Source organism: Bacillus swezeyi (assembly GCF_030908325.1).
GTDB lineage: Bacteria > Bacillota > Bacilli > Bacillales > Bacillaceae > Bacillus > Bacillus swezeyi.
Genome location: NZ_CP133085.1, coordinates 4,215,103 through 4,225,907, shown reverse-complemented (window position 1 = coordinate 4,225,907; position 10,805 = coordinate 4,215,103). Strand labels below are relative to the sequence as shown.

Below are 10,805 nucleotides of genomic sequence, written 5' to 3'. Positions count from 1 at the left end.
TGTTTTTTTCTCCATTAAAAGTCATTATAAATATATGAACCTGTATTTGCTGTATGGAATCCATAAATCAAAAACAACAGCAGCAGAATGAGAAAGTAATAGGAAGTGTTGAGCAGCCACTTCGTTGTTGTTTTTTCATACAACACTTTAAGCTTATTTAACATTGATCTGTTCCTTTCCGTATTGAATTGCCTTAACAAAAGTATAAGACGAATAGGATGTATAAAAGTTTCATTTGCGGCAAAGTTTTTGAGCTGTGCCGTTGAAAAACGGCCGCTGAAGCCCATCAGCCTATTATAAACATTTTCTGTTGAATATCAATCTTTTGTGGAAATAAATTCTTTTTGAGAGGCGTAAAAAAACAGGCCGCAAGAAAAGATGCAACCTGTTCCTGCAAGCCTGCCGTTTGGGCGGAGGAGGTCTGACATGGGGAGGAAACAGCTTAGTATTTCAGAAATGCAGAACCGACAATGATAAGCAAAATAAATAGCACTACGATTAAAGCAAAGTGATTAGAGAAAGACATAAAACATCACCTCCCCTTAGATGGTAATATAAAATATGAAATATTCATGACTTTTGAAAGGGTAATAAATTTAAATTTATGGAAAATGATGAAGTCAACTACTACTTCAACATTCTCGATCTTAAATATTCGAAACTTTAGCTGAGATGAGCCCGTCTACTTTTTTAGAAAAAGCGAAATGATGATATAAGGAGAAAAATAGCGATGGATATTGGAATAGATAAAATGATGGGGCTCCCTGCGGATCAAATTGAAGACTTGAGGAGCCTGATGGAAGATTGGAAAAATGAGCTTTTGGTATATAAATTTGCTTTGGATCAAATGGATACAAAATTTTCGATTATCAGCCAGGAATACAATTTAATTCACGGTCATAACCCGATTGAACATACGAAATCAAGGGTGAAAAGCTTTGAAAGCCTGATCAACAAGCTGGTGAGAAAAGGCTGTGATATTACAACCAGTGCCGCAAAGGAACATATTGATGACATCGCCGGACTCAGAATCGTTTGTTCATTCATGTCCGACATTTACAATATGGTCGAGGTGTTAAAGCAGCATGAAGACATTAAGATTTTGAAAGTGAAAGACTACATTAAAAATCCGAAGCCGAACGGATATCGGAGCCTTCACTTGATTGTAGAAGTGCCTGTGTATTTGACCAACCGTGTTGAACATGCAAAGGTGGAAATACAAATCAGAACGATTGCCATGGATTTTTGGGCGAGCCTTGAGCATAAGATCTACTATAAATTAAATAATGAGGTGCCGAACCAGCTGACTGATGAATTGAAAGAAGCAGCGGATATCGCCAATTATTTGGATGAAAAAATGTTTCACATCAGATCAAAAGTGGATCAATAAAGAAAGCCGGGGCAAGGCAGGATCGCCCGGCTTATTTTTTTTGCCTGATGAGCAAAGTGATCCCCTCTGAAATCAGCAGCTCCCTCGGATATGAATTCTAAACTTTCCCCCGAACTTTAAAGCTTTTGTCTAGTTTGCTACTTTTCGAACGCTCCTTTGATTAAGTTTTTCATTTTTTTCTTCGCCAGACGCTCAGACTTCCTTCAGCTTTTTGTTCTGTAAAAGCATCGCCAGTTTTTCTTACTCACGCCATATGTGGCTGTCAGCAATAGAATGTCATCACTTGATGAGTCCGCCTTCGATTTTCCGTGCCTTCCAGGAACATAATTGTGAATCGAAAAATCGAATCAAGAAAAAGATAATAACAGCTTTGAGGAGGTCTTGATATGGATACGGATTTCAGCCAATCGGTTTTGCTATACAATTTGCGAGTAGGAGAGGCCGGAGTGAGGCGGGACGCTCGGGCCGGGGGAGGATCTGCATTGCAAGTTGTTGTTCAGCAGAAGGCGGTCTTAGACAAATACAAAATGGATTTGGATCTTTGGATTCTAGCTGAAAGGAGAGCCGAAATGGAAAAGGCGCATTCTCATGACGGAACGAGAGGCAGCTGGAAACGGCGGAAGAACAAATGACCATATTGAAGAAGAATCGTGCTTTGTTTTTGACGACTGTCGCCTCCGGCACCATGCTGAATCCGCTGAACTCTTCCATGATTTCATTGGCGCTGCACAGCATTCAACATGATTTTCAGCTTTCGTTTACAACTGTATCGTGGTTAATTTCATCATTTTATTTGGCAAGTGCGGTTGCTCAGCCTGTAACGGGAAAGCTGGGAGATTTAATCGGTCGGAAAAAAATGTTTTTGTTCGGGTTGATTCTCGTAGCTGTCTCGGCAATCGGTGCGCCTCTTGCTCCGGCTTTTTCTATCTTGCTGGCTATGCGCTTATTCCAATCAATTGGGAGCGGCGCCATCTATCCTTCAGGCGTAGGGTTGATCAGAAGCCATATTCACGAACGCCAGGCATCCGCTCTTGCGGTTCTTTCGATTTTTTCTTCTGCCATGACAGCTTTTGGTCCGACAGTAGGAGGGTTTTTAATCGTACTAGGCGGGTGGCCGGCGATTTTTATTATCAACTTTCCATTTATACTGTTCAGCTTTTTATTGGGGATGTTTATTTTACCGAAGGATGAGAAAAAAGCCGGTGTAAATGCCAAGGCCATCATCAGGCAGCTTGATTTGACGGGAATCATTTTATTTGCGGGCGGCATTGCTCTGTTATTGTCTTTCTTGCTTTCTTTAAACTCCTCTCCCCATTATGCCGAGGGTGCAATCGGCTTGATTTTTCTTTTGATGTTTGTATGGTGGGAGCTGCGTACGAACAGTCCTTTTATTGATATACGGCTGTTTATATCACGGCGGTCTTTGTCATCCGTCTATATCCAGTTTATAATGTTAAACATTTTTAATTATTGTTTATTCTTCGGGCTGCCGAGTTATTTTCAGGATGAAATGCATCTCTCCGTTCAAACAAGCGGTTTGCTCATGCTGTTTATGTCGGGGATGAGCGTGATCGTTTCGCCGCTTGCAGGGATATGGATTGATCGTTCAGGAGAAACACAGCCGGTGTTGGTTGGTTCATGTTTAATGGCTGCAGGCGCAGTGTTGCTTACCCTGTTTTTTGTTCAAGCGCCGATGATATGGAAAGGTGCCATCCTTTCTCTATTAGGGATCAGCTATGGGCTCGGCAATGTAGCTCTGCAGGCCGCCATGATCAGGACAAGTCCGGCAAATATCGTCGGGACGACCTCAGGTCTTTTTCAAACGTGCCGCTATTTAGGTTCGATCCTTTCATCGATTATCCTCGGATTGCTGTTTGGGAAAGAAATAACGGCCGGACATTTTCAGGATTTAGGGGTAATCATGATCATCGTCGCCATTGGAAGCCTGGTCATGAGTGTCCGGTTCATCAAGCTGATAAAGGATTGAAAAAATGGAGCGCGAGATGGGGCTCCATTTTTAGTTATGCCGATTCCTGCAGATCCGAACAAAAAATGGGTATGATTGATTAGAGATCGGGAAAACGATGGTCATATCGGGAGAAGTTGTTCTAGGCCAGTTACATGGGTACTTGTTTTAAGTGTTGAATCTCTTTAAAACATTCAAAACGTATGGTTGATCAACCATACACTTATTTATAGAGAATCATTACAAATTAACGTCTGCGCTTATTGGTCACAACTCTAATGATCATAATGACTATAAAGATAGTGAATAATTGGATAAGGTAAGGGAACACAATAAAACATCTCCTAGTAAATTTTTGAGAATATAATAAATAAAATGTTGATTGTTGCAATAATAAGAGCACCAAGGATTGCAATAACTGTCTGCGCACTCAAGTTTATCATGTTATTTGCTAGTAAGATAAAAAAAATAAAGAGATATCCCATCAAAATAAAATAATGATAAAACATGGCTTTTTGTTGTATTAATTTATGGCGCTCATCATTTTTCTTAAATTGAGGATATAAATAACCTAATGTGAAAAACATGATAAATAAAGAAAAAGGCAGAAAAGCCATTTCAAGACCAGATCTTCCATTAACCACTGTACTAAAAAACATATATAGACTTAAAATCAACATCAAAAAACTGATTGTGAAATTACCTAATCGTGAATTCATGATTGACCTCCTAAATCTTCGCCAAAGCTTCTCGAGAATAGTTGTATTTCTGTCTGAATTCAACAAGTCGATTATCCATAACCTCGTAATTCCACCGTAACGTAAAATAAACTTTACATAAAGGGAGATTTACAAAATGAGGACCATAGGCCCAGTCATCCAAACACCGATCATGTTGAAAAGCATCGTGCTTTCCACGCAGCTGTAGTCTGGGCAATGTTACCTTGTAAGCGGCATAATCAGGACAAGTACGAAAAATTTGGTCGGCACAGCTTCAGGGTATATGTGCCGCGATTTAAGTTTGATCCTTTCATCGATGATCCTCGGATTGTTGTTTGGGAACGAAATGACCCAGGGTATTTCAGGACGGGGAAGGTGATAACGTTGGAAGCGACCGGGAGCATGGCGGTAAGTTTCCGGTTTATCAAATAAAGCGGAATAAAAAAATGAAGCAGATCAAATCGATCTGCTTCATTCAAATGTCAAAGACTACTGAAGTCCAGAAGTCTTTTCTTTATTGATATGGTCATAAATTGCCGTTCCGGCGATTTGTCCGGCTGTTTTCAGTCTGTCCTTACTGATGTGTTCAATCGTATCGAAAGGAGTGTGATACCAAGGCTCTAAAGCGCCTGTACCCGGTTCTCCCCAAATAAAGTTAGCTGAATCGATGCCCGCTTCATTGAATGGTACATGGTCGGACGAGCCGCCTTGGCTTAAGTATAAAACATCTTTACCAAGCTTTGCCGCCGCTGTTTGGCTCAACTGCCAGACAAGGTTTGCCGAACCGTCGGGTGTGTTGATATAAAGCTGTGAGGCATTTTCCCAGCTTGTTGCGACCATATCCAAGTTGAAATTGGCTGCACTGCGTTTGATCTCCTGCTCTGACAAGTGGCTGATATAATATCGCGAGCCGACAAGCCCGATTTCTTCGGCTCCAAATGTAATAAAGCGAATTTCTTTATCAGCGGGAATGTTTTTCATGATTCGTGCAAGCTCCAGCACGACTGAAGTTCCTGATGCATTGTCATTGGCTCCCGGCGCATCAGGCACACTGTCATAATGCGATGTCACATATACGATGTCCGGATTTTTGATTCCTTTTGGTTTTCGGACGCCGATCACGTTTTGGGAGGTTTGATTTTTAAAAGCCTTTACCTTAAGTGTAGCTTCTTGTTCAGAGAGCAGCTTTTCTCCATCATCCTTTTTGATTCCGACAACCGGAATGTCGGTTTTATTGCCGCCTAGGTTTGGCGTCAGAGGAACGAGGCCGTCTATATGATTATAAATAATAACCCCCGCTGCACCTGCCTCAGCGGCGTTTTTTGCTTTTTCATAAAATGTAAGCTCCCCCCTTAAAATCACCGCGATTTTCCCTTTTGCTTCTTTAGTGAAGTCCCCGGGCAGACCGAGTCCGGCATCATAGAGCGGGGCGGTCAAACCTTCTTCGGCAGTAGGGGCGGAACCGGCGGCAGGCCGTGATGATATTTCATCTCCATGAACGGTCAGGATTCCTTCCAATCTGTTCGGGATGCTGAAGGTTTGTGTGCTTACTTTCAATTTTGATTTTTTCATCTGTTTCGCGATAAATTGTGCGCTCTTTTTTTCTTCTGCTGTACCTGTGACACGAGGGCCGATCGTTTCGCTTAAATGATAAATTGTTTGATAAGCGCGGTTTTCATTAAACTTCTTGCCGATCTTTCCTGCATCTTTAGCAATAGCAGTTTCCGGCGCCGCCTGAACTGTATTTGCCATGCCATCGGCGGATGGAATGAAAACACCGCCTGCAATAATGGATAACGCCAACCCCAGTATCATCATTTTTCTCTTCATAAAAAAACCTCCTTGATGGTCTTTCCTTTGGAAAAGAAATTCTCATCAAAGAAAGCAAATCCTGCCATCACATGATAAATGAGGCGATAGACTGGTAATTTGAGGCTGATTTTTATGTGATCAGAATGTTGGGGTGACCACTCTTTCCATTGGCCTGTAAAGTCTGTCGGACGTGTGGAGCGTTTAAAAAGCCGAATGTGATGCAAATGAAAACGGTTATCTTCCCATTCGGCAGCCTTTTTTCATGATATCAGTGAATAATCGAGAAGTTTTGTCGCAAAATAACGTTAAAATATTTTTATGACAGGTGCTCATGATGAAGACATATTTTCAAAAAGATTATCAGCTCGGGTCTTTTGAGCTTTTTTCAACTTCACATATTGTGACATTATTGGTGGTTGCGGCGCTCGGCGTTTGTCTGTTCGTATTTCGGAAGACGCTGCAAAAGCCCGAATGGAACCGGCTGATTCGCTATGCCTTTGTGGCGATTCTCATCATTTCAGAAATCAGCTACCACTCATGGTTCATTTTTGTCCGTTCATGGACGCCCCGGTATTGTTTGCCTCTTCATCTCAGCGATCTTTCGGTTTACCTTGTCATCATCTTGTTGTTGACAAAAAACCTCAATCTGTTTAAATTTCTTTATTTCGCCGGCCTTGGAAGCGCGCTGCAAGCGATGCTGACGCCTGACCTGGGAAGATTCGGATTCCCCCATTTCCGTTTTTTTGAGTTTTTTATTTCCCACGGGCTCGTTGTTCTCGCCTGTCTTTTCATGGTCGCGGCTGAAAAATATAAACCGACGGTGCGCTCTCTTTGGATCACGTTTCTCCTTGTAAATGTTTATGGAGCAATGATATTTGTCGTGAACCGCCTGTTGAAATCGAACTATATGTACATGATGAAAAAGCCCGGGGGAGGAGCGTCGCTTTTAGATGTGCTCGGGCCTTGGCCGTGGTACATTTTGTCAGCCGAAGCTGTGACGATTGTCTTCTTCTATCTCCTCTATACGCCCTTTTGGATCAGACGGAAAATGAAAGAGAAAAAGGATCAATGATGATCCTTTTTTTGTTTGAACATATTGATGGTGTTTATTTTTTGAAGAAAGGGAATAGAACAAAAAAAGAAAAGGAGATGGAAATCATATGAAAACCGACCGTACCATGCACATTATTTCCTGTACAGACAATAACTACGCACAGCATTTGAGCGTCATGTTTACATCGTTATTAATGAACATGGATAAAGCACGGAATATAAAGCTGTATGTCATTGACGGAGGAATTGAACAGGACAATAAGAAGCGTCTAGAAAAAACGACCCTTCGTTTCGGGGTTCCCATCACATTTCTAAATGTGGAAAAAAGCCAGTATGACCGTGCGATTGAAAGCAGCCATATTACAAAAGCGGCCTATTACAGGATTTCCATTCCTGACCTTATTCAAGATCAATCTGTCAAAAGAATGATCTATGTCGATTGTGATGCCTTAGTATTAGAGGACATTTCCAAACTGTGGAACAAAGATATTGCCCCCTACTATGCAGCAGCGGTTGAAGATGCCGGGCAGCATGAAAGACTGAAAAAAATGAAGATCAGTGATGAGGCAAAATATTTTAACTCAGGCATTATGATCATCGATATGGAAGCATGGAGAAAAAACAACATTTCCAAAAAAGTGATCGACTTTATTCATAACAACGGTGAAGAGATGTTTGTCTTTCATGACCAGGACGCGCTTAACGCGATTCTTTATCATCAGTGGCATGAACTTCATCCAAGATGGAACGCTCAAACCCATATTATTTTAAAAGAAAAAACACCAGCTTCCCTTTTGGACAAAAAGCGCTATATGGAAACAAGGGCAAATCCCGCAATTGTTCATTTCTGCGGAGGAAACAAGCCTTGGAATTCACAAACATCACACCCATATGCCCGTCATTATTTTAAGTATTTGCAGTACACAGCATTCGGACAGCCTGCCAAATGGTCTAAAAACCATGTCAGCTAACATGCCGATATTCTTTATAAGTATAGAGTGAATGGATATAATCACGATAATCCTGACGTATCCCCATAATCGCTTGTTTCCTCAAGTTTGGAAGCAAGCATTTTTCTAGTCGTGAAAAATCCAAATGAATGGAGGCCGGGACTTATGGTTAAAGTACTTTTGACGCTTAGTGAGTTTTTTTACCGCGCTGCGCCGCAGTTAAAAGAAAAAATTGAAAGGCTCGGGGCTGAATTCACCTTCCTGGATTCAAATAAAACGGTCAGACAGGACTTGTTAACCTATATCAAGGATGTCCATATTTATGTTCTCGGGATTGAAAAAGCAGATCGAGAGCTCATCGATGCTGCTCCCAATTTGCGGTACATCATGAAATTTGGAGCGGGAGTCGATAATATAGACACGGAATACGCAAGGGAAAAAGGGATTTACATAACAAATGCCCCCGGTCAAAATGCTTCGTCTGTTGCAGGCTTGGCTTTCGGCCTCCTGCTGTCAGGCGCCCGGTCGATTCCACAATCAAACGCCGCTGTCAAAAGAGGTTTATGGCATGTATCCATGGGATATGAACTCGATGGCAAAACACTAGGTCTCATCGGCTTTGGCGAAATCGGCAAGAAGATTGCCAGAAGAGCTTCGGGCTTTAACATGAACATGCTGGCTTACGGCACATACAAAGACTACAAGGCGGCAAAACGGCTGAATGTAAGGTTTTCAAAACTGGATGATGTATTGGCCAAATCAGATTTTGTCTGCATCAGCACATCATTAAGACCTGACACCTATCATCTGATAAATGAAGAAAGAATAGCGAAAATGAAGAAGACGGCTTTTCTGATTAATATCGCCCGCGGAGAAGTGGTTGACGAAAACGCGCTCATTCAAGCGCTTGAAGAAAAAATGATCCGGGGTGCTGCGTTAGATGTGTTTGAAAGCGAGCCCCCATCTTCGCGAATCATCGGCCTTGCCGATGCCGTATGCACCGCGCATATCGGCGGTGCCACCTATGAAAGCATCAGGCGTATTGAAGAGATAACATATCAAAATATCAAACGTTTTATCGAAAACGAGCCGCTCGCCTTTTGTGTGGCTCCTGGCGGCATCCCAACCTCATAGTGCCGGGGGCAGGGAGAGGGTTCAGCCATCTCTATCAGGTTCTTTGGAAAAATTCGATCGCTTCACCTTCAGGACCGAATATAAAAAAGTAGCGGTAGCCGTTCGGCAGTGTGGTTATCCCGTCTTCTATCAGCTTGACCTCGTTTTCTCTCATTCGGGTCAATTCAGCGTCAATATCATCTGTCGAAATGGCAAAATGGTGTACTTTTCCTTCTGCCGGAAGATTGTCTTTATACCCTTGGATCAGTTCGAGCTCTGTTTCTTCACTGTTTTCAAAACCTAAAAAAGCAAGCTTCATGATGCCGTTTGTGTGTGTCATTTTGTCTTTTAAAGTCATACCGACAATATCCTGATAAAATGTGATAGATGCCTCAATGTCCTTTACCATCAATCCTACGTGATCGATTCGTGCCATCTCGGGATTCCTCCTTCTTTTCCTCCATTATCTTAGAAAAATCGGAATCATCTGTCAATTATTCCGGCAGAGAAATTTGGCTATCATGTATAGGAAAATGAATAGAGCATTATGGTAGGATAGAGAAAGACTTCGACATAAGGACTGAAAACAATGAAGACGTTAAAGATAAAACACAGCTATGCGGAAAAGATTAAAAAAGGCTATCCTTTGATTTCGAAAGAATCTGTTCTTTCAACAGACAGCCATATCACAGAAGGAGCGCTGATCGAGCTTTATGATGAAAACGGAGGTTTTTTGGGAAAAGGCTATTACGGGGAGCAGAACAAAGGAATCGGCTGGGTTCTGACGAAAAAACGGGAAGAATCAATCGATGTAAACTTCTTTCTGAGCAGGCTGGCAAAAGCCTTTCAGGAAAGGGAGACACTGTTCCAAGATGCGGAAACTACAGCTTTTCGCTTGTTTAACGGGGAAGGAGACGGAATCGGCGGCTTTACGATCGATTATTATGATGGGTATTTTCTGATTCAGTGGTACAGCAAAGGGATTTATACATTTAAGGATTTGATCATCTCCGCCCTTGATGAGCTGGCTGACTATAAAGCCGTCTATGAGAAAAAACGATTTAACACGGCGGGGCAGTATGTCGAGGATGACGACTTTGTCAAAGGAACAAGGGGAGAGTTTCCGATTATTGTAAAAGAGAACGGCATGCATTTTGCTGTTTACCTCAATGACGGAGCCATGACGGGCGTTTTTCTTGACCAGCGTCACGTGCGCAAGACGATTAGAGACCGGTATGCCGAAGGGAAAACCGTGCTGAACACATTTTCATATACCGGGGCATTTTCCATTGCTGCAGCACTTGGAGGCGCCCGAAAAACAACAAGCGTTGATGTTGCAAACCGCAGTTTAAGCAAGACGATCGAACAGTTCAGCGTCAACGGCCTTGATTATGAAGCCCATGACATAAAAGTGATGGATGTCTTTAAATATTTCCAATATGCCGCCAAAAAACAGTTTAGCTTTGATCTGGTGATCCTTGACCCGCCATCATTCGCAAGAACGAAAAAACATACGTTCAGCGCGGCAAAGGATTATAAAAATCTGTTGAAAGAAACGATCCAAATTACAAAAGATCAAGGGGTTATTGTCGCTTCAACAAACAGCAGCGCTTTTGGGATGAAAAAGTTCAAAGGATTCATTGAATCGGCGTGCAAAGAAACGGGAACAAGCTACACGATTCTGGAAGAACACTCTCTGCCTGAAGACTTTCAAACGATAAAAAGCTATCCGGAGGGCAATTATTTAAAGGTTGTATTTTTGCGGATTCAGCGCCGCTAAAATGGTTGAAAACTGACATCAG

12 protein-coding genes are annotated in these 10,805 nt (G+C 42.1%); 7 read left to right on the top strand and 5 right to left on the bottom strand.

The window, feature by feature from the left end:
- Nucleotides 1-14 precede the first annotated feature (14 nt).
- Nucleotides 15-164, bottom strand: coding sequence for a teichoic acid D-Ala incorporation-associated protein DltX (locus RBH91_RS21155; protein ID WP_026589214.1), 150 nt, complete (start codon nt 162-164; stop codon nt 15-17).
- Between the two features lie 278 nt (nt 165-442).
- On the bottom strand, nt 443-526 hold the full coding sequence (locus RBH91_RS21150; RefSeq protein ID WP_307894817.1) for a YjcZ family sporulation protein: 84 nt from the start codon (nt 524-526) through the stop codon (nt 443-445).
- A gap of 228 nt (nt 527-754) precedes the next feature.
- Here RBH91_RS21150 and RBH91_RS21145 point away from each other — a divergent pair, with 228 nt between their 5' ends.
- From RBH91_RS21145 to RBH91_RS21135, 3 genes are all read left to right on the top strand, one after another.
- The gene (locus RBH91_RS21145; protein WP_307894815.1) at nt 755-1,390 is read left to right on the top strand and encodes a GTP pyrophosphokinase YwaC; all 636 of its coding nucleotides are present in this window, start codon (nt 755-757) and stop codon (nt 1,388-1,390) included.
- A 386-nt stretch (nt 1,391-1,776) separates the two neighbouring features.
- Nucleotides 1,777-2,022, top strand: coding sequence for a hypothetical protein (locus RBH91_RS21140; RefSeq protein ID WP_307892839.1), 246 nt, complete (start codon nt 1,777-1,779; stop codon nt 2,020-2,022).
- Nucleotides 2,019-3,377, top strand: a complete 1,359-nt coding sequence (locus RBH91_RS21135) for an MFS transporter (RefSeq protein ID WP_307892838.1) — start codon at nt 2,019-2,021, stop codon at nt 3,375-3,377. The genes RBH91_RS21140 and RBH91_RS21135 overlap by 4 nt, the downstream gene beginning before the upstream one ends.
- Before the next feature lie 323 nt (nt 3,378-3,700).
- Here RBH91_RS21135 and RBH91_RS21130 read toward each other — a convergent pair whose 3' ends face one another.
- Together RBH91_RS21130 and RBH91_RS21125 are read right to left on the bottom strand one after the other, a co-directional pair.
- Entirely contained in the window at nt 3,701-4,075 is a 375-nt protein-coding gene (locus tag RBH91_RS21130) for a permease (protein WP_307892837.1), read from the bottom strand.
- Nucleotides 4,076-4,564: 489 nt separating this feature from the next.
- On the bottom strand, nt 4,565-5,905 hold the full coding sequence (locus RBH91_RS21125; RefSeq protein ID WP_307892836.1) for a M28 family metallopeptidase: 1,341 nt from the start codon (nt 5,903-5,905) through the stop codon (nt 4,565-4,567).
- A 316-nt stretch (nt 5,906-6,221) separates the two neighbouring features.
- Here RBH91_RS21125 and RBH91_RS21120 point away from each other — a divergent pair, with 316 nt between their 5' ends.
- The 3 genes from RBH91_RS21120 (at nt 6,222) to RBH91_RS21110 (ending at nt 9,024) form a co-directional block, all read left to right on the top strand.
- Nucleotides 6,222-6,959: a YwaF family protein gene (locus tag RBH91_RS21120; RefSeq protein ID WP_307892835.1), complete on the top strand. Its 738-nt coding sequence runs from the start codon at nt 6,222-6,224 to the stop codon at nt 6,957-6,959.
- Between the two features lie 88 nt (nt 6,960-7,047).
- On the top strand, nt 7,048-7,911 hold the full coding sequence (locus RBH91_RS21115) for a glycosyltransferase family 8 protein (RefSeq protein ID WP_307892834.1): 864 nt from the start codon (nt 7,048-7,050) through the stop codon (nt 7,909-7,911).
- Nucleotides 7,912-8,055: 144 nt separating this feature from the next.
- Nucleotides 8,056-9,024 carry a phosphoglycerate dehydrogenase gene (locus tag RBH91_RS21110; protein ID WP_307892833.1) on the top strand — a complete coding sequence of 323 codons (969 nt, stop codon included), beginning with the start codon at nt 8,056-8,058 and terminating at the stop codon, nt 9,022-9,024.
- 34 nt (nt 9,025-9,058) lie between these two features.
- On the opposite strand, the gene RBH91_RS21105 is transcribed toward RBH91_RS21110, so the two are convergent.
- Nucleotides 9,059-9,439, bottom strand: a complete 381-nt coding sequence (locus RBH91_RS21105) for a VOC family protein (RefSeq protein WP_307892832.1) — start codon at nt 9,437-9,439, stop codon at nt 9,059-9,061.
- A gap of 153 nt (nt 9,440-9,592) precedes the next feature.
- On the opposite strand from RBH91_RS21105, the gene RBH91_RS21100 reads away from it, so the two are divergent.
- On the top strand, nt 9,593-10,783 hold the full coding sequence (locus RBH91_RS21100) for a class I SAM-dependent rRNA methyltransferase (protein ID WP_307892831.1): 1,191 nt from the start codon (nt 9,593-9,595) through the stop codon (nt 10,781-10,783).
- Nucleotides 10,784-10,805 lie beyond the last annotated feature (22 nt).

Coding starts and splice junctions, on each gene's coding strand:
- RBH91_RS21155 (WP_026589214.1), bottom strand. CDS start 164: ATGTTAAATAAGCTTAAAGTGTTGTATGAAAAAACAACAACGAAGTGG.
- RBH91_RS21150 (WP_307894817.1), bottom strand. CDS start 526: ATGTCTTTCTCTAATCACTTTGCTTTAATCGTAGTGCTATTTATTTTG.
- RBH91_RS21145 (WP_307894815.1), top strand. CDS start 755: ATGGGGCTCCCTGCGGATCAAATTGAAGACTTGAGGAGCCTGATGGAA.
- RBH91_RS21140 (WP_307892839.1), top strand. CDS start 1,777: ATGGATACGGATTTCAGCCAATCGGTTTTGCTATACAATTTGCGAGTA.
- RBH91_RS21135 (WP_307892838.1), top strand. CDS start 2,019: ATGACCATATTGAAGAAGAATCGTGCTTTGTTTTTGACGACTGTCGCC.
- RBH91_RS21130 (WP_307892837.1), bottom strand. CDS start 4,075: ATGAATTCACGATTAGGTAATTTCACAATCAGTTTTTTGATGTTGATT.
- RBH91_RS21125 (WP_307892836.1), bottom strand. CDS start 5,905: ATGAAGAGAAAAATGATGATACTGGGGTTGGCGTTATCCATTATTGCA.
- RBH91_RS21120 (WP_307892835.1), top strand. CDS start 6,222: ATGAAGACATATTTTCAAAAAGATTATCAGCTCGGGTCTTTTGAGCTT.
- RBH91_RS21115 (WP_307892834.1), top strand. CDS start 7,048: ATGAAAACCGACCGTACCATGCACATTATTTCCTGTACAGACAATAAC.
- RBH91_RS21110 (WP_307892833.1), top strand. CDS start 8,056: ATGGTTAAAGTACTTTTGACGCTTAGTGAGTTTTTTTACCGCGCTGCG.
- RBH91_RS21105 (WP_307892832.1), bottom strand. CDS start 9,439: ATGGCACGAATCGATCACGTAGGATTGATGGTAAAGGACATTGAGGCA.
- RBH91_RS21100 (WP_307892831.1), top strand. CDS start 9,593: ATGAAGACGTTAAAGATAAAACACAGCTATGCGGAAAAGATTAAAAAA.